The sequence below is a fragment of the Chryseobacterium sp. HNCC26DJ240 genome, assembly GCF_057180485.1.
Genome location: NZ_JBXUGK010000002.1, coordinates 91831 through 115510, shown reverse-complemented (window position 1 = coordinate 115510; position 23680 = coordinate 91831). Strand labels below are relative to the sequence as shown.

Here is a 23680-nt window from a genome sequence, read left to right as displayed (position 1 = left end):
TTATTATTTAATTAAGAATCAGATTATTCGAAAGCCATTTTCAATGGTAATCTAAATCTGGATCTTACATTTTCTCCCTGCATTTTACCCGGAGTCCATTTTCCTTTGATACCTCTTACTGTTCTTTCTGCTTCTTTGTTGAATGCAGAATTAGGACCAGAAGCTTTCACATCAGAAATAGTACCATCTCTTTCTACAACGAAACTGATACTTGTACTGATAGTTTCACCAGCACCTTCAAAATCAGACTGATCGAAGTTTTCACCTACTAATCTTCTGAATTTTTCGATACCCCCCACAAAGTCGGCTTGTTGCTCAAGTTGCCCGTCAAAAACTTTATTTTTATCAACCGGCTGTACATCTAAAGCTTTACCCTGACCTGTACTTTCAGGTGGTTTCTGTTGAACGTAAGTAGTTTTCTTCTCACCTTCAACATCTTTAGTACCAATTGTAGTTTCTTTCACTTCTTCCATTTTCTTAGGTGGTTCCTCGATTTTTGGATTCGGTTTAGGCTCAGGAATCATATCCTTCACAATTTCCACTTTCGGTGGCTCCACTGGTGGAGGTGGTGGTGGAGGTGGCAATTCTTTTTCTACTGGTGGCGGAGGTAAATCTTTGATATCATCTAAATTTACTTCCACAATTTTCTCCTCTTTAGCTTTTTCCTGAGTCATTTTTAAATATAAAAACGGCCCAACAACCAAAAGAACGAAAATAAGAGTACCCAAAAGAAATGCCTTTGTTAACAATGATCTGTACGCCTGTCTCAGGTCATACGCACCATATTCTTTATTTCTGTGCTCGAATACCACCTCATCAAGAGTAGGCGTTGCAGCAGTATAATTATCTGTTGACATACTTTTAAATTTAATTGTTAAACTTATTTATTACCAACTTTTTGGTCATAAACAGTCTTTTCCCAAGGCTTTACTTCACCGATACCGTAGTGATCAGTTTTAGTAATTGCCATCTCATCTAATATATCCACAAAATTCTCATAAGTAGAATCATCGGTAGGTTTGATGATTACTGTGAAAATCTCAGGCTTCTTAGCTCTAGCCTTCGCAGTAGCGATAACTTTTGCAATATCTTCAGAATCTAAAGTAGATTGCGTCAACTTTCCAGGATCTGTAAGACCTGTCTGGTCATACTGATGATAGTACATTTTATCATCTTTTCCCAACAGGAATGTAATTGCATTTGAAAGATCGATTTGAGGTTCGTCTATCTTCTGAGTCTCATCAGGTTTAGCCGGCAACTTCATATCCATAATATTGGGTTTGCTGAAAGTTGTGGTAAACATAAAGAATGTAATCAAAAGAAAACCTAAATCCACCATCGGAGTCATATCTACTCTGGCGTTATGTTTCTTGGAGCGTACCTTGCCGCCCTTGCCGCCTTTTTCTTGTACTTGTACTTCTGCCATTTCTCTTCTTTTTTAAATCCGACTACTCTGTAGATGTAATCAGTACAAATTTATAAAACTCAATTTCTTTCAATCCGTCAAAAAGAGCTTTGAACTGAGGATACTGTGCTTTTGCGTCACCTTTGATTGCTAATTTAGCATCAGGATTTGCCTGCAGAGAATATTTAACCCAATTTGTAAGTTCTTTATTCACAGAATCCATAGGAATTGACACTCCTTTGATTTCCTGTCTCACATCTTCCGGCTTATCAAGATAAGATGGAAGCTGCTTCATTGCAACACCGATTGCACTTGCGTTTCTGAAAGCTTTTTTCTGAGCATCAGAAAAACCGATTCTATATTCTCCAGCCATCATGTCTAATAACTCGTCTCTTTCAGCTGGAGCAACAGTAGGTGTAAAAAAGAATCTTCCATCCGGCGTTACACTTATTGTCATCAAGTTGGTATCATCCAACTTTTGTGTTGAAACTGAAGATGGCGTAGTAATCTGCTCTGCATCCGGTTTTTTAAACTGCGTTGTAAGGATGAAGAACGTAAGGAGCAGGAAAGCAACGTCGCACATTGCCGTCATATCCGTAACTACCCCGTGTCTTTTTGGTTTGACTCTCGCCATATTAAATATTTATAAAATTTAACAAAATAAGATTGTGTCTGTTTGCAGACCAAATTCAACTCTTAGTTGAATTCTGCAAAAGATTGCTGAATGCTTAATCCGATTTCGTCTATTTTATAAGTTAATCCATCAATTTTAGATGTAAAATAGTTGTAAAGGATAATTGCAATCGCAGAAGTACCAATACCTAAAGCCGTGTTGATCAATGCTTCAGAGATACCTGTTGATAGAGCAGCAGCATCCGGAGATCCTCCACCTGCACCTAACGCAGCAAATGCTTTAATCATACCAAGTACTGTACCTAAAAGTGCAATCAAAGTTGCTACAGTACCTAAAGTAGAAAGAATCATCATGTTTTTCTCAAGCATTGGCATTTCTAAAGTTGTAGCCTCTTCTAAAGACTTGCTTAGTGCAACCAATTTCTGCTCTTTGTTTAAAGTGGCGTCTTTCTCAAGAATTTTGTAAGTAGTAAGACCTTCTTTTACAACATTCCCTACAGAACCTTGTTGTTTGTCACACTCTTCCAAAGCTTCGTTGATTTGGTTTTTGTTCAGATACGTTCTGATTGTTGTAACAAAGTTATCCAAATTGTTTTTACCGCTTGCTCTACCTAATACCAAAGCTCTCTCGATTGAGAACACCAATACCGTGATCATAAATGTAAGCAAGATTGGAACTACAGGACCTCCTTTGTAAACGATACCCATCATTGATCCTTCAGCTGGTTCAATTTTTTTACCCTCAACATCAGACAAAGCTACAGAAGCTGCACCTTTAAACTGATCTGGATGTTGGAAGTTTGAAGGGTTACCCAATACAAACATATAAATAGCAACTCCAATTACGAATAAAATAGGAATTACAATTGCAGGGTTAAGACCACCCATCTTTTTAGCAACTACTTGCTCATCATTTTTTGAAACATTCATTTCCATATTTAACTAAATTATATTGTTTAAAAATTTCAGATTGTAAAATAAAGATAAAATAAATTAACATGCAAGAGACATAAATAAACATTTTGTATTTTTAGAATAACATTTAATTAATATGTTTCATTTCATCTAAAAATAAAAAATTATTTTGTCAACTTTATACCAACAATTGAAAAAACATTGAATATTCAAAAAAATAGATTGCGTATTTTTTTGAATATTCTAATGTTAATTATTTTTTAAATTACTATGTTCACGATTCTTTTCGGTACAACAATGATTTTTTTCGGAGTTTTACCCTCCAAAATCTGTTCCATTTTGTCATTTTGAAGCACTAAATCTTCAACTTCTTTTGCAGAAAGTTGTGCAGACAGCGATATTTTAAATTTCACCCTCCCATTTACACTGATTGGATACTCAATTTCATCCTCTTCAAGGTATTTTTCTTCCAATTTCGGGAACTCAACATATTCAATTGATCCTTCTTTGCCCATAAGACTCCACAACTCTTCACAGATATGCGGTGCATAGGGAGAAATTACAACGGCTAAAGGCTCTAAAATATTGCGTTTGTTACATTTTATTTTTTGCAATTCATTTACAGCAATCATAAATGAAGATACAGAAGTATTGAAAGAGAAGTTTTCGATATCGTAAACGACTTTCTTTATTAATGTATGTAATATTTTATATTCTGCTTTTGTCGGCTCTTCGTCAGATACTTCAAAAACCTCTCCATTAAAATACAAATTCCAGAATTTCTTAAGAAAACCGTAAACTCCGCTCAAACCCTGTGTGTTCCAAGGCTTGGATTGTTCCAACGGACCTAAGAACATTTCATACAATCTTAAACCGTCCGCACCGTACTCTTCACAGATATCGTCAGGATTTACAACGTTGTATTTTGATTTGGACATTTTTTCTACTTCACGATCAACGATATATTTGCCATTTTCTGTGATTATAATAGCATCTGCAAAATCTTTATTATAAAGTCCATCATTTTTAAATGCGTCAATATCAAGTTCGTCTGTTGTACCTTTTAACAAAGAAATATTGATATGAAATCTTTGAGGAGAAAAACCACTAAACTTTTCAATTTCAATTCCTATTTGTTCTTGAATTTGTTTAATGACTTCTTTTTCATGTTTTTGACCAATAACAAAAACTTCTTTTACTTCTTTTCCATCTGGATTTTCCCAAAAACTAAGATATTTAGAAGGAATTACTAAATTCAACCTTTTCTTTTCAAGAGTTTTATCTTTTAGTTCATAATATTTTGGATCAAGAAAAATTCTATTACCCAAAGCACTCATCCCCAAAATCATCCCTTGATTAATCAACTTTTGGAAAGGTTCATCATTTTTAATATATCCTCTATCCTTTAAGAACATATTCCAAAAACGGGAATACAATAAGTGACCGGTTGCGTGTTCGCTACCTCCAATATATAAATCTACCTGTCCCCAATAATCAGAAAGATCTTTGTTGGTGAAAACATCTTCATTTTTAGGATCCATGTATCTCAAGAAATACCATGAGCTTCCTGCCCAACCCGGCATTGTAGATAATTCTAATGGGAAAATAGTCTTCTCATCAATTAAATTAGTATCAACAATTTTTTGATTCGCTTCGTCCCATGCAAAAGTTTTGGCATTTCCTAATGGAGGATCTCCATCTTCTGTCGGTAAATATTTTTCAACTTCAGGAAGTTCCAAAGGCAAAGCGGAAGTCGGCAACGTGTAAGGCATTCCATCCTTATAATATATAGGAACGGGCTCGCCCCAATAACGTTGTCTTGAGAAAATCGCATCACGTTGTCTGTAGTTCGTAGTGCCGTGACCAATTCCTTTGTTTTCAATCTCTGCAATTATTTTTGATTTTGCATCATTATAATTTAAACCGTTTAAGAAATCAGAATTTACACAAACAGAGTCTTTAGAATCAAAAGATTTTTCCTGAACGTCTTCTTCTGTTTCTACAACTTTTTTAATTTCAAGATTAAATTTCTTTGCAAATCTGTGATCGCGCTCATCGTGTGCAGGAACAGCCATTACAGCTCCCGTTCCGTAACCCATCAAAACATAATCTGAAATATAAACCGGCATTTTTTCTCCGCTGAACGGATTGATTGCATAACTTCCTGTGAAAGCTCCTGAAACATTTTTCACGTCTGCCATTCTATCGCGTTCGGTTTTCTTGGAAGTTTCTGCGATGTAATTTTCCACTTCAGCTTTCTGTTCTGCTGTAGTAATATTTTCTACTAAAGGATTTTCAGGAGCCAAAACCATAAAAGTCGCTCCGAAAATGGTATCAGGTCTTGTTGTGAAAACCTCAACGATTTCGTTATGACCTTCAACATTGAATCTAACCTGTGCTCCCTGAGATTTTCCGATCCAGTACTCTTGTGAATCTTTCAAAGGTTGTGGCCAGTCTAAAGTTTTTAAACCTTGCAACAATCTTTCAGAGTAAGCAGAAATTCTCATGCTCCACTGCATCATTTTCTTTTGGAAAACAGGGTAACCTCCTCTTTCAGATTTTCCATCTTTAATTTCGTCGTTTGCCAAAACTGTTCCTAATGCAGGACACCAGTTGACAGTTGTTTCTGCTCTGTAGGCTAAACGGTAATTTAAAAGAATATCTTCTTTATCCATTTCAGAAGCAGATTTCCATTCTTCTGCCGTGAAATTTAATTCATCATTTTGATTGGCATTTAGACCTTCCGTTCCTTGTTCTTCAAAATGCTTAATCAAAGTTGAGATCGGTTCTGCCTTGTTTGTATCTTTATTATACCAAGAGTGGAACAACTCAATGAAAATCCATTGTGTCCATTTATAATAAGAAGCGTCAGAAGTTCTTACCTCTCTGCTCCAGTCGAAAGAGAAACCGATTTTTCTTAACTGCTCTTCGTATCTTGTAATGTTTTGCTCAGTAGTTACAGCAGGATGTTGCCCTGTCTGAATCGCATACTGTTCAGCAGGAAGTCCGAAAGAATCATAACCAACCGGGTGAAGCACATTGAAACCTTGGTGTCTTTTATATCTCGCATAAATATCTGATGCAATATATCCAAGCGGATGACCTACATGAAGCCCCGCTCCCGATGGATACGGAAACATATCGAGAACATAAAATTTCGGTTTATCGGTTTTATCGGAAGTCTTATAGGTTTGATTTTCTTCCCAGTATTTCTGCCACTTTTTTTCTATCTGCTGATGATCGTAAAACACGTTTCTTAATTTGTTAGATGTTAGATGAAGGATGCCAGATGTTTTTTAAATCTAAAATCCTGATTCACAAAAATAATGATTTTAAAAGAAATAATACTTAAAATAAACAATGCTTAAAACAAAAAATCTCATCCGAAGATGAGAGTTTATATGGTAATTGAATATATTCAAAAAATTATTGCGGAATTCTTTTGAAAGAATAAGTCACCGTTTTATATACTAAAGGATCAGTTTTATCTTCAATCATCAGGTTTAATGCATCTGCATCCAATCTGGTAATTTTACCTTTATCTGAAACAACCGTTCCCTGATATTTAAGCTCTATAGTTTTAGCACCTTTATCATAAGCGTAAGAGAAAGTACGGTTTGAAGTCTGAGTACAAACCACTGGTGACACTCCAGATTCTTCAAAGGTAGTACGGGTACCAGAAGCGTTTTCTTTAAAAACCCATCTCGCCTGTTGCTGGCAAGTGCTGTATGTAACCTGATCGCTGAAACCGTCTCCGTTTACATCAACCTCAGTTCTTACTTCGGCTAAGGGTTGCCAAGTTCCTACCAAAGGAACTTCAGGAGCTGTATTTTCGTCGTCGTTACAAGCCGTTGTTGTTGCAAACAAAGCTAATCCCGCAAATAATAATGCTAATTTCTTCATAGATCATTTTTTCAAGGCCTAAAATTATGATTTTTTTTAAATACTTTGTTATTTTTTTTTAATATTTGGAATCATATTTTACAATTTCTTATCATTTTGCTTTATTTGAACACGTTTTAAAAAGTTTATATTTGCAAAAACCCGCAAATGCCCGAAATTTCTATCATCACTCCTTGCTACAATTCTTCAAAATTTTTGAAAGAAACGATAGACTCGGTACTCAACCAAACCTATACAGATTGGGAATGGCTGATTACAGATGACTGCTCCAAAGACGATTCTGTAGAAATCATCAATAGTATTTCTGATCCAAGGATTAAACTTACAGTTGCTGAAAAAAACGGTGGAGCGGGTCATGCAAGAAATATTTCTCTGCAAAAAGCTTCAGGAAGATATATTACTTTTTTAGACGCAGACGACTTTTGGAATCCCGATTTCTTAGCAGAGATGATTACTTTTATGAAAAAAGAAAATACCGAGCTCGCCTACTCTAATTATGCGAGATGTGACGAAAATCTGAATCCACAAATTGAAGATTTTAAAGCTGATAAAACAGTAACTTTTCAAAACTTACTTAAAACCTGCAGACTTTCGCTTCTTTCCTCGATGTATGATTCAAAAAGAGTTGGGAAAGAATTTTTCCCAGAAGGAAGTAAACGTGAAGATCACGTGATGTGGCTTAATTTGTTAAAGAAAATCCCCGAAGGAAAAGCTTTGCCGAAAACGATGGCAAAGTACCGCATGCACGCTACAAGCATTTCCAGAAAAAAGCAGAATATCATAAAGGATCAATATTTGGTGTACAAGGATTTTATGAATTTTTCGACAGTAAAATCGATGTATTACACTTTGAACTGGGCGTTTAATGGTTTTAAAAAATATTCAAAATTATTTAACTGATGGAATATTCTAAAGAATTTAAAACAGCTTTAAGTCTGCTAACTCCGGTAGAAAAAGACAGACTGATTTTCAGATTGCTGAAAAAGGATAAAATTTTATCTAAAAAACTTTATTTTGAACTGATTGACACCGAAACTGCCGACCAGAAGCGTGATGCAATGGAAGAACATATCAAAGAAAAAGTAGAATTCGCTTCTAAATACATCAGTAATCAAAAATATTTTGTTGTTTTAATAAGGAAAATCAGCGCTGAAATTACGGAACACGTGAAAGTTACTACAGATAAATTTGGTGATGTTTCTCTGAATCTTTTTCTCATCAACCAGATTTTAGAATCTAATGATAAATTGAGCCGACAAAGGTTTAATGACATTTATAAACTTTACCTATACCTTATTAATAAAGTGGTGAAATCTCTTCTGCTTATCAAAAAACTGGACGAAGATTACTGGATGGAATTAGACGGATTGCTATCGGAACTTCACGATAAAATTACATCAAACGTTTATCTGGAAAAGCTCTTCATCAACAACGGAATAGATTTCAACTGGCTTACCATCGAAAGAATTCCGGATCATTTTGATTTAATTATTAAAGATATCAAGAATCACGGTTTTTTAAAGTGACAGAATTTTCTGAACAATCAATTCTGAGGAGTTTGGTTTTTCACTGACGAATTTTGAAGCATTTTGAGACATTTCAGTCAGCAACTTTTCATTTTTAACAAGTTTTAAAATAAAATCTGCCGCTTCTTTTTCAGTTTCAAAAGATTTTCCGCCATTGGCTTTTATTAAATCATCCGCTTCAGGATTTTTGCGATACTGATTTCCGAAAATCACGGGCACTCCAAATGTTGCAGCTTCAAGAATATTGTGCAATCCGGCATCATGAAAACCACCGCCAACAACGGCGAAGTCGGCATACGAATATAATTTTGAAAGTAAGCCGATGCTATCTATAATTAAGATGTTGGATGTTGGATGATGGATGATGGGTGTTTGCAATTCGCTGGATGAAATGTTGGATGCGGGATTCTGGATGTGGGATACCTGCAATTCGCTGTACAAGATTGCGTTTGGGAAGATTTCTTTTAAATTTTGAACTCTTTTTAGATCATGAGGGGCAATGATGAGTTTTAAATTTTTATTTTTTTCTGAAATATTCTTTGCAATTTTCTCTTCTGCCTGCCACGAGCTTCCAAAGACAACTGTTTTATTTCCGGAAATAAAATCTGTTATAAAATCAACATTATTATCCCTGTTTTTAATCTGTTTTACACGGTCAAATCTTGTATCTCCGGTTACAGATGATTTTTCAAGACCAATACTTTTCGCTAAAACATAAGAATGTTTAGTCTGATGGAAAAACCAGTCAACATTTTCTTTCAATTGCTTTACAAACCATTTTCCGTAAGATTTGAAGAAACTCTGTCTTTCATAAAACAGTGCCGAAACTACAAATATTTTCGCATCGTTTTCTTTTAACTGCCTCAATAAATTATACCAGAAATCGTATTTTACCGTAAAAAACAGTTTAGGTTTAAAAGCTTGTAAAAACTCCTTTACATCTGAATTTCTGTCAAACGGAAGATAGCAGACAGCATCAGCAATTGTTGTCTTTTTAATCACATTTTCGTAGCCAGAAGGAGAAAAAAAAGTGACTAAAACTTTATAATCAGGAAATTTATTTTTCAGTTTTTCAAGAACAGGAAGTCCCTGTTCATATTCGCCAAGACTTGCAGCATGCATCCACAAGACTTCATCATCAGAAGAAAATTTAGATTTTATGATACTCAAAGACTGCTTTCTTCCTTCAACGCCTTTTTTAGTTTTGGTATTGAAAAGAGCAAAAACCTTCATCCCGAAGATCATAAGACTGACAAAAATAGAATATAAAAATTTCAACTGTTCAGATTTAAGGTTTCTTTCTGTCCTTCTTTTATCATCCTGAAAATATGAAATCCTATGGTAAAAAACATTAAGCCTAAAAGGAAAAATACAGCATCGGACATTTCAGTTAATTTCCCCTGCGCAATGAGAATGCTTTCCAACACTGTATCTGCGATCAAAAAAAGTACTGTAAAAAGAATACTGTAAGAAATCACTTTCAGCTTTTCCTTATTTCTGAAGCTTTGAGGAACATTCAGCATCGGCGATTCCGGATTTTGCTGCATTCCTGCCAAAAGCAAAAAAAGGAATGATCCGATTGCAGGAAGAAACCAAATGGTCTTTTTATGATCTTCCCCGTTTACCGTCCCATTTACTGCAAAATGAGTAGGCACAATTTCCGGCAGATTTGAATACGAAAAAATGGTGAACCCCCAGATAAAGCTCAACAAAACAATGTTTGCAATAAAAAAGACAGTGGAAATTTTCATTTTTTTTAAATCAATTTTTTGATCACACGAAGTTTATGGGTATGCTTATTCAGTTCTTTATTAAAAATCCCTGTGGAATCTAAAGTATCAATTCTCACTTTTCCCGATGCGTGAATGATTTTTTGATTTTCAAGCATAATCCCAACGTGAATAATTTTACCTTCTGCATTTTCAAAAAAAGCTAAATCGCCCGGCTCACTTTCTTCCACAAAAGTCAAAGACTCCCCCACCTCAACCTGCTGTGAAGTATCACGGGGAAGCTTAATATTATGAACTTTATAAACCAACTGCGTGAAACCGGAACAGTCTACGGCAAAAAAGCTTTTTCCACCCCACAAATAAGGAACATTGATAAATTCTTTGGCTGTAAGTACTATACTTTCTCTCAAATCATGACTTCGTTGAGAAGCTACGACAGGAAATTCAACCTCAGAACCCATCGACAGAAGCGTTTTTCCATCTCTCATCAGGACAGAAGAAAAATCTTCGGTTACCACAGTTACTTTTCGTTTTGCAAAATCTTCGTCAGAAATTGGCTTTAGCTGTTTGGTATCCATCCAGCCCTCGTAGCCGTCGTAGTGCATTTTTATCTTGGTCCAGTTTTTATTTACCTCCAAAATATTGGCACTTTCACCAAAAAGAATCTCGGTTACGATTTCTGCTTTATCCGAATTTTCTGCACGCACCGGCGCTACAGTTACTGTACAAATTCCTTTATCCATCATTGATAGGTTATAAATTAAGGTTGAGAATTCTATTTTCTCAATTTATTTTCTTCTCAGAAAATTTACTCCGTCACGCAAAGGTAAAATAAGATTATCAAAATCTTCGTCCTGAGCCGTCAAATCATTCAGTTCTTTTATGATTTGTGTAGATTTTTGCTTAGGATTTTCATCTAAAACTTTTCCGTACCACAAAACATTGTCAAACAAAACCACAGAACCGGATTTGGTTTTAGGTTTTATTAATCTGAAATATTCTGCATAATTTTCTTTATCTGCATCAATAAAAACGAGGTCAAAAATTTCTTCTGTGTTTTTTAGAAATTCTTTAGCATCCTGAATTTTAAAATCAATTTGAGAAGAAAATTCACTTTCTGTAAAATATTTTTTCGGGAGATAAGCTAAATCTTCGTTAACGTCTAAAGTTGTAATTTTCCCGTCAGCAGATAATCCTTCAGCTAAAGACAATGTTGCGTAACCTGTAAAGGTTCCTATCTCCAGAATATTTTTAGGATTGAGCATTTTAGAGATAATACTCAAAAGTCTTCCCTGCTGATAGCCGGAAATCATGTGTGGATGCGTGGTTTTCTGAAAAGTTTCTCTTCTCAGTTTTTTAAGAATTTCAGGTTCGGAAGAAGTGTGATTTTCCAGATACCTGTCCATTTCAGGATGTTTTTCTTCGAAATAACTCATTTTCTAATTTTTAATAACACGAATTTAAAAAAATCTCTATACGAAAATTTTCCCATTTAAAATACCGTAAAAATACGGATTGTATATGTAAAATAAGGCTTGTACTTTTGACACATCAATGATATAGGTAAAAATACTGTATTAAAGGTGATGAAAAAAAATAAACTAGGGTTTACAAACCTGCAAAATTTCCTCGATTACATTTTCAGCTTGATTGAAAGAGAAAATGTAGTTTAACTAAATTAAAAAAAGATCCCGATGAAAATCGAGATCTTTTGTTTTTTATCAATGGAAGATATTATTTCTTAGGCGTAATATCCATCAGTTTCATAAATTCATCCAGCTTAGGCATGATGATAATCTCCGTTCTTCTGTTTTCAGCTCTTCCGGAAACGCTCATGTTTGTCGCTTTAGGATTGTATTCAGAACGTCCACCCGCTGTAATTCTTGCAGGATCTACTCCAAACTGAGTCTGCAGAACTTTAGCAATTGACGTACCTCTCAAAGCAGAAAGATCCCAGTTGTCTCTCGGTAAGCTTGAAGAATTCAGAGCAACATTATCTGTGTTACCTTCGATCAGTACAGAATATTTGTCGTAGTCGTTGATTACTTTAGCTACTTTACCCAAAACTTCCTGAGCTGCAGGCAAAACGTTGTAGTCTCCTGTTTTGTACAACATTTTGTCTGATAATGAAATCATTACCACACCTTTAAGAACTTTTACCTGAACATCCTGATCAGTTACGTTATCCAAAGATCTTTTCAGTTTGTTTGATAAAGCTAAATTTAAACTGTCGTTTTTAGCATTTGAAGCGATAAGTTGCTTGATGTAAGAGTTTGAAGAGTTAATCTCTCCCACCAATTTGTCAATATTTGCAGAACTTTTTCCTGAATTTGAAAGACATGCATCCAAAGAAGACTTCAAAGCATCATGCTGACTTTTCAATAAATTGTTTTCGCTAGACAGGCTTGCATTTTGAGATTTCAGATCCTGAATTTCTCTTTGTCTTTCTCCGATGTTTTCGATACACTGCTTGTAATTTGAACTTAAAGCTTCGTACTGTTTTTTACTGACACACGAAGTCATTCCCAAAACTACAGCAGAAGCTGCTAAGATTTTAAAAATTTTCATAAACAATTTTTTTTAATTTTTAAGATAGCTCCAAAGGTAGAAAAATTCAATTAAATGGTAAATGCTATCTTTGTTAGGTCAAAACCCGAAGCAAATGCTGAGCCTAAAATCGGTACAATCTAAAATTTCAAACCTGATTTCTGAATTTAAAACCAAAAAATATCTCTTAGCAGTGAGCGGAGGTGCCGATTCTATGGTTTTGACGCATATTTTCAGAGATTTACAGCTTTCTTTTGAAGTTGCACACATCAATTATAAACTGCGTGGAAATGATTCAGATTTGGATCAGAAAACGGTGGAAGACTTCTGTAAAAATTTTAATATTAAATTTCATTTATACAAAGTTTCAGAGGAAGATCATAAACCTAAAAACTCTGTTCAGCTTTGGGCGAGGGATCTGAGGTATCAGTTTTTCAGAAAAATTCAGGAGGAAGAAAATATTGATTTTTTGGTGACAGCGCATCATCTGAATGACCAGCTTGAAACATTTATTATCAATCTTTCAAAAGCTTCAGGTGTAAAAGGTTTGAGTGGAATTCCATCGAATGAAAATCAAATTCTGAGACCACTTTTAGATTTTACTAAACAGGAAATCTATGATTTTGCTAATGAAAACAAAATTGAATTTCGTGAGGATCTTTCCAATCAGAAAAATGATTATCTGAGGAACAGAATCCGTAATGAAATTGTTCCGAAATTGCTTGAGACAAATGAACATTTTCTTCAGAACTTCAGTAAAAGTTTAGATTATTTAAATCAAACCAAAAATTTTGTCGAGGAAAAAATCGCTGAAATTGAATCTAAAATCACTATTTCAAACCAAAATCATCAAATTTTATCTAAAGAAAAACTGGCAAAGGAATCAGATTTTGTGAAATTTGAGATTTTGAAAAAGTATGGTTTCAACAAACCTGAGGAAATTGCTAAAATCTTTTCGGCAGATAACGGAAGTTCATTCTTTTCTGAAAGTCATCAGATTGTCATTCACAGAAACGACTTAATCATCCGGAACAAAATTGAAAATCAGGAGTTTAATAAAGATGAAATTGTTTTAATTGATAGTTTTGACTTTTCTGAAAACCATTTCACGTTCAATATCGAAGATAGAATTGAACACGTCGAAGGAATTATAAATGATTTTAACTGGAATTTTGATGCTGAAAAATTAAAATTTCCATTAAAGATAAGACGGCCGCAAGATGGAGACCAATTTTCCCCATCAGGTTTTTCGGGCAAAAAGAAGGTTTCTAAGTTTCTCAGAGATGAAAAATTGTCTATTTTAGCGAGGCAAAAAATCTGGCTGATCTGCGATGCCGAAAATTCGGTTTTGGGTGTGATTCCCTTACGACAGGACAGACGTTTTTTAGCGCTTGAGAACACTGAAAAAGTTCTTGTAATCAATAATAAAAAGTAAAATGAAATTCAGAAGTTGGTTTTTATTCACGCTGTTATTCCTTGCAACAGCGATCAACGCACAGATTAAAGATCCTGTAAAATTTAAATTTTCCATCAACGAACTCGGCAACAATGAGTACGAAGCTGTACTGAACGGAACCATTGAGAAAGGATGGCACATTTACTCCAGAGACATCCCGGAAGATACGGGTATTCCCACTGAGTACAAGGTTTCAGGTAAAAACGTTGAGCTGATTGGTAAATTTGTAGAAACCGGAAAGAAACATTCAGAATTTTCTGAAGCTTTCGGCGGAACAATCGTGTATTATTCCGATGCTGCCGGATTTAAACAAAAATTCAAACTTAAAGACGGCACAAAACCGGCTGATGTTGTTGCAGAAATCATGTATCAGACTTGTGATGACAGAGTTTGTCTTGCCCCAAATACTTTAGAATTCACCAAAAAAGTTACCCCAAAAGGTGCGACGGAAGTAGTTACTGATGAAAAAACTGTTGCAAAAGACTCTTTAAGTCCGATTATAGACACTTTAGAGGAAACCGCAACTACAACAAAAACTACTGTTGCCGCTGCTTCAAAACTTGACCCTAAACAGCTGAAAATTCCATCAATCGACATTACAAAACCTTTAACAGACTGCGGAATCGGCACCAAACTCGAAACGAATTACTGGAAAATTTTAATTTTAGGTTTCATTGGTGGATTGATCGCTTTATTGACACCATGCGTGTTCCCGATGATTCCACTTACAGTTTCTTTCTTTACAAAAGGAAATAAAAACCCGGCAAAAGGGAAAAGAGACGCTTTTGTCTATGGCTTTTTTATCTTACTGATATTTGTTTTATTAAGTGTTCCATTTCATTTAATTGATGGAATTGCAGGAAATATTTTCAATGAAATTTCTACCAACGTCTGGCTGAATATTTTATTCTTTGTCGTATTCATATTTTTTGCAGGAAGCTTTTTCGGGTACTACGATATCACTTTGCCAAGTTCAATCGCCAACAAATCTTCAAAAGCTGAGGAAGTAGGTGGAATGATTGGAATTTTCTTTATGGCGCTGACCTTGGTTATCGTTTCCTTCTCCTGTACAGGTCCTATTTTGGGAAGTATTCTGGGAAGTATATTAAGCGATAATTCGGTGGATATTCCTACGGTTCTTACATTTGCTTTAGCTGGTTTCGGCTTGGCTTGGGCGATTGTTTTCGGACTTTTAGCATTGTTTCCACAGGCTTTACAAAGTCTTCCGAAATCCGGTGGATGGATGAATACGGTGAAAGTTGTTTTAGGATTTATTGAACTGGCATTAGCCTTAAAATTCCTTTCAAAAGCAGATTTAGTTTCCAAAACATTCTTTATCAAAAGAGAATTGTTCATTGCTATCTGGATTATCATCGCGATCGGTTTGGTAATCTATTTATTTGGGTTGATAAGATTTCCACATGATGATAAAAAACCGAAAATTTCAATTGGAAGAAAAATTATTGGGGTCTTAGGAATTGGGTTTGTCGCTTATTTAATCCAAGGATTAATTCCTGCCGAGCGACCAAAACTGCAGCTTTTAAGCGGAATTTTGCCTCCGTTGAATGTAAGTTATTTCCATGACGAAAAAGACGGAATTTTAGGAATGCATCCTGAACACGATTTCTTTAACGCAATCGAACTGGCCAAAAAAGAGAATAAACCAATTTTAATTGACTTCACAGGTTATGGTTGCGAAAACTGCCGTAAAATGGAAGAATTCGTATGGAGCGAACCGGATATTTTACCGATTCTTCAGAACGACATTGTTCTGGCCTCATTATATGTTGACGATAAAGAAGAACTTCCGGAAGACCAAAAAACCAAGATTGAAATGGGAGACGGACAAGTGAAAAAAGTAAAAACAATTGGCGACAGATGGAGCTTATTCCAAACCGTTAATTTCAATAACAATTCGCAACCTCATTATGTTTTAATTACACCTGATGGAAAGGTCATTAACACACCGGTATCAGGATATATGGATAAGGAAGACTTCAAAAAATTCCTTGAATGCGGAGTGAATTTTTATAAGAATAATAAGTAGTATTTTCTAAATATTTTATTGAAACTCATGTCGAAAGGCGTGAGTTTTTTTGTTTTAAATATCAAAGTAAATTGCAGCAATGCCATATTAAGAAAAATTATTAAATTTGGTAATACTCACAAATTCAGACGTATGAAATACAAAATCTTTATTTTTTCATTTCTTTTACTTTGTTCATTTGCCAGAAGTCAGGCGCCAAATATTGTGTGGCAAAGTGCATTCGGTGGCTCAAATGATGATATGGCCAACTCTGTAGCACAAACTTCTGATGGTGGTTACATTATTGCCGGAACATCAACGTCCACACAAGGAAATCTCACGGTAAACTACGGCGGCAACGACGTCTGGATTGTAAAAACCAACGGTTTGGGAATTTTACAGTGGCAGAAATCTTTTGGAGGCTCAGGAGATGACCAGGCAAAATCTATCACCACAACAGCCGACGGCGGGTACATTCTTGCAGGTACCACAAACTCATCCAACGGGCACATCACCCAAAACAAAGGTCAATATGATTATTGGGTTATAAAATTAGATATAAACGGAAATATTCAATGGCAAAAAACCTATGGCGGCAACGGAAATGATCAGGCACACTGCATAAGGCAAACCGCAGACGGAGGTTACATCATTGCAGGATTTTCAAGCTCAAACTCAGGAGATATCACCAACCATCATGGCGATCGTGACTTCTGGATTGTAAAAACTGATAATTCAGGAAATTTAACATGGCAAAAAGCACTTGGCGGATCCTCATCAGACACTGCCTGGGAGATTCAGCAGCTAAAAGATGGTGGCTACATCGTGGTAGGTGACACTTCGTCAGGTGATGGAGACCATTCCACAGGCAATTACGGAGCGGCAGATATCTGGGTCGTAAAGCTTACTTCTTCGGGAAATATCAGTTGGGAAAAAAGATTGGGCGGCTCTACAAATGATTATGGAACCTCCATAAAACAGACTTTCGACAACGGCTTTATTGTTGCCGGATATACCCATTCTCAAAATGGCGACATTGCGTCTAACAACGGAGGCAGTGATTTTTGGATTATCAAACTGAATCCGCAGGGCAATATTACCTGGGAAAATACTTTTGGCGGTATTGGGAACGAAAACGCAAGATCAGTTTTTCAAACTACCGATGGGAACTATGTGGCTTCCGGCTGGACAGTCTCCCATGGAGGCGACGTTTCCGGAAACAACGGAGCTGTAGACTACTGGGTAATAAAAATTAATCCTGACGGGAACCTGCTTTGGCAAAAATGTCTTGGCGGCGACAATCAGGATTTTTCCAATCAGATTATTCAGACATCAGATGGCGGTGCAGTGGTTGTAGGAGAAGCCAATACTTTTAATAACGGTCAGGTATCAGGAAGTTTTGGTAGTAAAGACTTTTGGGTGGTCAAGTTAGAGACAGTTTTAAGTACAGATGAAGTATTATCAAAAAATAAAATCTCAATATACCCGAATCCTGCAAAAGACTACATTTATATTGAAAACCTTCTGAATAATTCGACAATTACGATTACCGATATTTCCGGACGAAAAATATTTTCTGAAAAATATTCAGATTCCAAAATTTCAATTGACGTTTCGCAATACCAACCCGGAATTTATGTTTTACAGGCAGAGCACCAAGGAAAGCAAATACTTACTCATAAAATTATACTTTCAAAATAATTTACTTCTAATAATAAAAGAGTTTATATTCCTATTTTTTATAATCGAACAGATTTGAATTAATCAGATTAGAAATTTTTTAAGTTGGGTGAGCTTCTTTTTTTAATACTATGGAAAGAAACACAGTATTTCCTTCAACTCAATTTAGAATCAATATCATGAAATAAATATCTAATATTCAAAAATTAACTGACAATTCAATAAACCATTAAAACTTAAGGTATCAAATTTGCATCAAATTCAGAAATAATCCAATTTTATAATAATCTAAAAATTGAAAATTATGGCAGAAGTAATTACAACTGAAAAAGAAGGAAGACGCAGACCAAGACAAGCCTCAATCCGTGTAGACATGACCCCTATGGTCGATTTAGGATTCTTATTGATTACATTTTTTATGTTTACCACCAATTTTTCAAAACCCAATACAATGGATGTGAAATTGCCCGCTAAAAGTATTAAAGGAACCGAAACAGAAATCAACGAGAAAAATCAGATTACTTTTATTTTGGGTAAAAACAACAGAGTTTTTTATCATCAAAGCAGTGACGGAAGATTGAATGCAGGGAATTTCAGGGAAACTGAATTTACAGACAGCAGCATCAACAAAATTATTGACGGAGCTTACAAAAACGCACCGGTAAAAGAGAATTTCACAGTAATTATTGAGCCTACTGACGACGCAAATTACAAAAATGTTGTAGACATTCTAGATAATGTTTCGTCAGCTGAAAAACACCGCTACGGAATTGCAGACATGAAACCTTGGGAAAAGAAAGTTTACGAAACCATTGCTGAGTAAAAACTGATACAAACTGCCCCTTTCGAGGGGTGCTTTTTTGTAGATAAAAGTCATTTAAAAAGAAAATTTTCCCTCTAGGATTTTAATTAACTTTACCTCGTTCAAAACATCAAAAAGACCGATAAAGCCTGATGAATCGGCTTAATATTTGATGCTAAACCAAAAATCAAACTGAAGACTATGCTACACTTCGAAAAAACAGGAAACGGCAAGGAAATCCTCGTTCTTCTTCATGGTTTCATGGAAAACACAACCATCTGGAAAGACATGGAAAAACATCTGTCTGATGAATTTTCTCTTTTAAAAATCGATCTTCCCGGTCACGGAAAATCTGATATTCTTGATGATGTACAAACCATGGAAATGATGGCGGATGAAGTGAACCAAGTTTTAGAAGATCAAAATTTAGAACAGATTCATTTGCTTGGCCATTCGATGGGAGGGTATGTTTCTCTCGCTTTTGCTGAAAAACATGCTGAAAAATTAAAAACTCTGACTTTGTTTTTCTCAACCTTTCTCGAAGATGATGATGAGAAAAAACAACAGCGCATCAAAAGCTACAGAATCATCAAAGATGCTTTTCCGCATTACGCAAGGGCTGGAGTTCCGAATCTTTTTAACCCCAATGAAAGAGATGTTTTGGAAGGAAAAATTGAAATTGCGCTCGAAACAGCACTTTCAACAAATAATCTTGGCGCCTTAGCTTCTGTAAAAGGAATGGTAGAAAGGACAGACAAAAAACACATTCTCGAAAATCTAGGAGCAAAAATTCTAGTTCTTGCAGGCAAACACGACAACGCCGTAAAAACCGAAGCTTTGCTTAAAAACCTCCCGGACAGAACCAATATCAAATCTTATGTTCTCGACTGTGGACACAACGGGCATTGGGAAAAGCCTTCCATCTGCGCCGAAATCATTAATACAGAACTCCTGCACCACTTACCGAAAAAATTTATTCTTTAATATAATGAAATTAATAATTATTTCCGCCATCGTCACCTTGATGACAGGCTTTACCAAAGCAACTCCAAAAAATTATGCATTCGAAAAATCTTTTATTACACCACAAAAGATTGCCGACACTTTAGACAAAAAAACAAGTCAGACAGCAATTTTCCCTTTTGTTACGGAGCTATGCGAAAGTAAAGGATATTATAATCCTAAAAAATATCAGTTAAAAGAACTGGAGGGAACTTACAGATTATGGTTCGGAAGCAACGAAGCCTCTCTTACAGGACCATCACTATACAGACCGGAAGACTTAGACCTTACCCGCCAAAACATTAAACAGATACTTTCAACATTTGACAAAGATTACGCTGTTGCAAAAAAGAATTTTCAAAATTTAACCGTCGTAAATACTCCTTATTGGCAGAACATTAAAAAACTGCACATGAAGGAGCTGGATCAGGACTACGAAAAAGAAAAAATAATGCACGAAAGTTTTGTAAATCCTAAAGTTTTACTCAATAACCGATACAGCAAATCCTGCGGAAATTTCGCGAATGCATTAAATGGTTCAGAAGAAAATTTAAAAGCAGAATGGAGAAAACTCCGTGAGCTAATGAGCAAAAGAAACTCAGACCCGCAAAGAATTATCAGAGAATTTGAAAGCCGCCTGCAGTCTGCTGACTGGAAAAAATATGCTATTCTCGATCTCACTGTTTATGGCTGGGGAAATTGCGCCAACGAACTCATAGAAAGACCTATGCATGACGAAAAAATGACAAAAGAATTTGAATCTCTTTTCATTAAAATTACTGCTGAATGCGACGAACCTTAATGTTTTCGTTTCGAAAAAAAATGTATTTTAGTAGAGCATAAAACGATTCATGGGATTATTCTCTTTTCAAAAAAAGAAACCGGTCATCGGTCTCACACTTTCTGGCGGCGGAATGCGCGGCATTGCTCATATCGCCGTCCTTAAAGCTCTTGAAGAATACAATCTAAAACCTGATATTATTTCGGGAACCAGTGCAGGATCCATCATTGCAGCCTTCTATTCATTCGGGAAAACACCTGATGAGATGATGGAAATTGTAAGAAAAACCACTTTTTTTTCAAGATCATTTTTAAGACTTTCCAAAAACGGAATTTTTAGTTCAAACTTTATTTTAAAATTATTTCATGATTATTTTCCTGAAGATGATTTTAAAATCTTAAAAATCCCAGTGTACGTGGCCACAACAGAACTTACTCACGGAATTGTAGATTTCTTTTCCGAAGGCGAACTTTTTGGGCCGCTTCTCGCTTCGTCGAGCGTTCCTTTTGTATTACCTCCCGTGAAAATGAACGACAGAATCTACGTTGACGGTGGGGTTTTAGATAATTTACCCATCGAACCGATTGTTGATAAATGTGATTTTTTGATTGCTTCACACGTCAATTCAATAAGCTACGACAGCCTTGAAAAAATGAGTTTAATGAAAGAATTTGACAGAATTTTACACCTCGCCATCGCCAAATCTGTATATGCAAAAGTGAATACCTGTGATATTTTTTTAGACCCACCGAAAATGACAAAATTCAGTCTCTTTAATAAAAAATCTCTTGACATTATGTTTGAAGAGGTTTATGAATACACCTGTAAAGAGCTTGAGGAAAAGGGATATAGGAAGATTTAGGTTAAGATTGAGGTTAAGGTTAAAATTGAGGCTAAGATTGAGACTAAGGCTGAGTTTAAAAATCTATCTTTCTCCGGAGGAGAATAACTTTTGTAGTTAAACCATATCAAGTCAAGCGAAGCTCCGCAGGTGCGACACCTTTGATCTTTACTTCAAGAAATTTTTAATTGATTTAAATAATTAGGTTTTGAATTAAAACCCTTCCTCTCCTACTCTTTCTTTGAATGTTTCAATCGTGTCCTGCAAAGACTGAAGAGATTTTCCTCCGGCTGCATTGATATGCCCGCCACCATTGAAATATTTTCTTGAAAACTGGTTCACATCAATCGCATCTTTACTTCTGAAAGAAATTTTGATGAAATCTTCATACAGATCTTCCATGAAAAACGCTGCCATTTTTACACCTAGAATACTCAGTCCGTAATTGACAAAACCTTCGGTATCCCCTTTCTGAAAGCCATACTCTTTCAATTCGTTTCTTGTAAGATAAAGAACAGCAACGGTATCATTTACCACTTCAATTCTGCCTAAAATCAAGGCTAAAAGCTGAAGACGTGTTACCGTATTCGTATCCCAGGTATTGGAAGTAATCAAAGCCGGATCAGCTCCTTTTTCAATTAAATTAGCGACAATTCTATGTGTAGTTGCACTCGTAGAACGGAATCTGAACCCACCTGTATCAGTCATTATTCCTGTATAAAGACAATCTGCAACTTCCTTATTAACCAAATTTTCATCGCCCATCACCTCAATAAAATGATAAATCATCTGGCAGGTTGCAGGGATTATGGTATCAGAATACACAAAATCAAAATTTTCTGGTTGCTGATGATGGTCAATCAAAATCTTTTTTGCCGTTGCTTTTGTAAGCCAATCTCCTAAAATACCAATTCTTGAAGGAGAATTGAAATCCAGACAGAAAATAACATCAGCCTCAAAAACCAAGTCTGCAGCTACCTTTCTTTTGTATTCGGCAATGACGTTCTTCTTAGCATCGGGCATCCACTTTAGAAATTTAGGAAAATCATTAGGAACCACAACCTCAGCAGAAATTCCTTTAGCAGCAAGATAATGCTTCAATCCTAAACTTGACCCAATTGCGTCACCATCTGGATTGTAGTGGGTCAGGATAACGATTTTGTTTTCAGGGGTTAAAAGATTTTTAATTTCTAAAAGCTCTGCAGGTGTAAACATTGAAGTATTGTTTTGAATTTTGAGTCTCCAAAGATATGCCTTTTTCGGAAACGTCTGATGAAAGATGAATTATTTAGCTAAATTTGCAGAAATAAAATTCAGAAAAACCAATCTGAAAATATTTTAAAAAAAACACCTTTAAGTTTGTAAAGTATAAAAATTTACATATCTTTGCAACCTGAAAATTAATAGATAATTACGATTTAAACATATAGTAATGAGTAAAAGAACATTCCAGCCATCAGAGAGAAAAAAGAGAAACAAACACGGTTTCAGAGAAAGAATGTCTACGCCAAACGGTAGAAGAGTTTTGGCTGCGAGAAGAGCTAAAGGCAGAAAGAGTTTAACTGTAAGTGCTGCACGCGCTAAGAGATAATTCTTTATTATCATATACAAAACATGCTTGGAAATTATTTTTTCAGGCATTTTTTGTTGTTAAAATTTACTAAAATTCTATAAAGTAAAATTTCTTTTTGCTATTTTTAAAATCTTAAAACTGAAACATGCCACATAGCAATATTACGGGAGAAAACATCATCAATCTGGAGCACGCAAAAATTGCCCAGAAAAACTTTACCGTTTTATCTGATGTCAATTTAAATATCAAAAAAGGAAGATTCTGCTACCTCATCGGGAAGACAGGATCCGGGAAAAGCTCTTTATTAAAAACACTTTACGGGCACATTCCTTTGGCTTCCGGCCACGGTGCTGTTGTAGGATTTGATCTTGCAAAACTCAGAGCTTCAGAAATTCCTAACCTCAGAAGAAAATTAGGAATTGTATTTCAGGATTTCCAGCTTCTGTCTGACAGAACGGTTGAGAAAAACCTGAAATTCGTATTGGAAGCTACTGGATGGAGCGACAAACCTAAAATGGATGAACGCATCAACGAAGTATTGAACAGTGTAAATATGAAGAGTAAAAAGCACAAAATGCCTCACGAGCTTTCTGGTGGTGAGCAACAACGTATTGCCATCGCAAGAGCTCTTCTGAATCACCCTGATTTAATTTTAGCAGATGAGCCTACAGGAAATTTAGATCCTGAAACTTCGAACGAGATTATGACGCTTTTGAAAAAAGTAGCTGAAGACAATCACGCTGCTGTTGTAATGGCTACGCACGATTATCACATGATTCAAAACTTCCCCGGAGAAGCTATTAGATGTGAAGACGGAAAAGTTTCTGTGCTGGATACAGCAGAATTATTTGAGTAGAAAT

Annotated in this window: 23 protein-coding genes; 11 read left to right on the top strand and 12 right to left on the bottom strand. The window is 35.5% G+C overall.

Annotated features, from left to right (window positions below):
- Positions 1-23: 23 nt before the first annotated feature.
- From AC2A1G_RS03620 to AC2A1G_RS03595, 6 genes are all read right to left on the bottom strand, one after another.
- Positions 24-857 (bottom strand): energy transducer TonB, encoded by an 834-nt coding sequence (locus AC2A1G_RS03620; protein WP_484045594.1) that lies wholly within the window; start codon positions 855-857, stop codon positions 24-26.
- 23 nt (positions 858-880) lie between these two features.
- Positions 881-1426, bottom strand: coding sequence for an ExbD/TolR family protein (locus AC2A1G_RS03615; protein ID WP_484045593.1), 546 nt, complete (start codon positions 1424-1426; stop codon positions 881-883).
- A 22-nt stretch (positions 1427-1448) separates the two neighbouring features.
- Positions 1449-2039, bottom strand: coding sequence for an ExbD/TolR family protein (locus tag AC2A1G_RS03610; RefSeq protein WP_484045592.1), 591 nt, complete (start codon positions 2037-2039; stop codon positions 1449-1451).
- 62 nt (positions 2040-2101) lie between these two features.
- The gene (locus AC2A1G_RS03605; RefSeq protein ID WP_484045591.1) at positions 2102-2974 is read right to left on the bottom strand and encodes a MotA/TolQ/ExbB proton channel family protein; all 873 of its coding nucleotides are present in this window, start codon (positions 2972-2974) and stop codon (positions 2102-2104) included.
- Positions 2975-3213: 239 nt separating this feature from the next.
- On the bottom strand, positions 3214-6204 hold the full coding sequence (locus AC2A1G_RS03600; RefSeq protein ID WP_484045590.1) for a leucine--tRNA ligase: 2991 nt from the start codon (positions 6202-6204) through the stop codon (positions 3214-3216).
- Positions 6205-6379: 175 nt separating this feature from the next.
- The gene (locus AC2A1G_RS03595) at positions 6380-6856 is read right to left on the bottom strand and encodes a lipocalin family protein (RefSeq protein ID WP_484045589.1); all 477 of its coding nucleotides are present in this window, start codon (positions 6854-6856) and stop codon (positions 6380-6382) included.
- A gap of 147 nt (positions 6857-7003) precedes the next feature.
- On the opposite strand from AC2A1G_RS03595, the gene AC2A1G_RS03590 reads away from it, so the two are divergent.
- Both AC2A1G_RS03590 and AC2A1G_RS03585 read left to right on the top strand, forming a co-directional pair.
- The gene (locus AC2A1G_RS03590) at positions 7004-7756 is read left to right on the top strand and encodes a glycosyltransferase family 2 protein (protein WP_484045588.1); all 753 of its coding nucleotides are present in this window, start codon (positions 7004-7006) and stop codon (positions 7754-7756) included.
- Positions 7756-8382, top strand: coding sequence for a deoxyuridine 5'-triphosphate nucleotidohydrolase (locus tag AC2A1G_RS03585; protein ID WP_484045587.1), 627 nt, complete (start codon positions 7756-7758; stop codon positions 8380-8382). The genes AC2A1G_RS03590 and AC2A1G_RS03585 overlap by 1 nt, the downstream gene beginning before the upstream one ends.
- Here the strand turns inward: AC2A1G_RS03585 and AC2A1G_RS03580 are convergent.
- The 5 genes from AC2A1G_RS03580 to AC2A1G_RS03560 all read right to left on the bottom strand — a co-directional run bounded on the left by AC2A1G_RS03580 (position 8374) and on the right by AC2A1G_RS03560 (position 12680).
- Positions 8374-9660: a 3-deoxy-D-manno-octulosonic acid transferase gene (locus AC2A1G_RS03580; RefSeq protein ID WP_484045586.1), complete on the bottom strand. Its 1287-nt coding sequence runs from the start codon at positions 9658-9660 to the stop codon at positions 8374-8376. The genes AC2A1G_RS03585 and AC2A1G_RS03580 overlap by 9 nt on opposite strands.
- Positions 9657-10133 (bottom strand): DUF1648 domain-containing protein, encoded by a 477-nt coding sequence (locus AC2A1G_RS03575; RefSeq protein ID WP_484045585.1) that lies wholly within the window; start codon positions 10131-10133, stop codon positions 9657-9659. The genes AC2A1G_RS03580 and AC2A1G_RS03575 overlap by 4 nt, the downstream gene beginning before the upstream one ends.
- A gap of 5 nt (positions 10134-10138) precedes the next feature.
- Positions 10139-10855 carry a C40 family peptidase gene (locus AC2A1G_RS03570; protein ID WP_484045584.1) on the bottom strand — a complete coding sequence of 239 codons (717 nt, stop codon included), beginning with the start codon at positions 10853-10855 and terminating at the stop codon, positions 10139-10141.
- 45 nt (positions 10856-10900) lie between these two features.
- Positions 10901-11548: an O-methyltransferase gene (locus tag AC2A1G_RS03565; RefSeq protein ID WP_484045583.1), complete on the bottom strand. Its 648-nt coding sequence runs from the start codon at positions 11546-11548 to the stop codon at positions 10901-10903.
- A 298-nt stretch (positions 11549-11846) separates the two neighbouring features.
- On the bottom strand, positions 11847-12680 hold the full coding sequence (locus AC2A1G_RS03560) for an OmpA family protein (RefSeq protein ID WP_484045582.1): 834 nt from the start codon (positions 12678-12680) through the stop codon (positions 11847-11849).
- A 94-nt stretch (positions 12681-12774) separates the two neighbouring features.
- On the opposite strand from AC2A1G_RS03560, the gene tilS reads away from it, so the two are divergent.
- From tilS to AC2A1G_RS03525, 7 genes are all read left to right on the top strand, one after another.
- Positions 12775-14094, top strand: coding sequence for a tRNA lysidine(34) synthetase TilS (gene tilS / locus AC2A1G_RS03555; RefSeq protein WP_484045581.1), 1320 nt, complete (start codon positions 12775-12777; stop codon positions 14092-14094).
- A gap of 1 nt (position 14095) precedes the next feature.
- A complete protein-coding gene (locus tag AC2A1G_RS03550; protein ID WP_484045580.1) occupies positions 14096-16162 on the top strand; it encodes a protein-disulfide reductase DsbD family protein in 2067 nt (688 codons plus the stop codon).
- Between the two features lie 132 nt (positions 16163-16294).
- Positions 16295-17842, top strand: a complete 1548-nt coding sequence (locus tag AC2A1G_RS03545; RefSeq protein WP_484045579.1) for a T9SS type A sorting domain-containing protein — start codon at positions 16295-16297, stop codon at positions 17840-17842.
- A 283-nt stretch (positions 17843-18125) separates the two neighbouring features.
- The gene (locus tag AC2A1G_RS03540) at positions 18126-18644 is read left to right on the top strand and encodes an ExbD/TolR family protein (RefSeq protein WP_484045578.1); all 519 of its coding nucleotides are present in this window, start codon (positions 18126-18128) and stop codon (positions 18642-18644) included.
- Between the two features lie 180 nt (positions 18645-18824).
- Positions 18825-19607, top strand: coding sequence for an alpha/beta fold hydrolase (locus tag AC2A1G_RS03535; RefSeq protein ID WP_484045577.1), 783 nt, complete (start codon positions 18825-18827; stop codon positions 19605-19607).
- A gap of 4 nt (positions 19608-19611) precedes the next feature.
- Entirely contained in the window at positions 19612-20427 is an 816-nt protein-coding gene (locus tag AC2A1G_RS03530; RefSeq protein WP_484045576.1) for a hypothetical protein, read from the top strand.
- Positions 20428-20476: 49 nt separating this feature from the next.
- Positions 20477-21268: a patatin-like phospholipase family protein gene (locus tag AC2A1G_RS03525; RefSeq protein ID WP_484045575.1), complete on the top strand. Its 792-nt coding sequence runs from the start codon at positions 20477-20479 to the stop codon at positions 21266-21268.
- A 192-nt stretch (positions 21269-21460) separates the two neighbouring features.
- Here the strand turns inward: AC2A1G_RS03525 and AC2A1G_RS03520 are convergent, their stop codons facing one another.
- Positions 21461-22462 (bottom strand): DHH family phosphoesterase, encoded by a 1002-nt coding sequence (locus AC2A1G_RS03520; protein ID WP_484045574.1) that lies wholly within the window; start codon positions 22460-22462, stop codon positions 21461-21463.
- Between the two features lie 217 nt (positions 22463-22679).
- Here AC2A1G_RS03520 and rpmH point away from each other — a divergent pair, with 217 nt between their 5' ends.
- Entirely contained in the window at positions 22680-22838 is a 159-nt protein-coding gene (rpmH, locus tag AC2A1G_RS03515; RefSeq protein WP_034701860.1) for a 50S ribosomal protein L34, read from the top strand.
- A gap of 127 nt (positions 22839-22965) precedes the next feature.
- A complete protein-coding gene (locus AC2A1G_RS03510; RefSeq protein ID WP_484045573.1) occupies positions 22966-23676 on the top strand; it encodes a cell division ATP-binding protein FtsE in 711 nt (236 codons plus the stop codon).
- Positions 23677-23680: the final 4 nt, after the last annotated feature.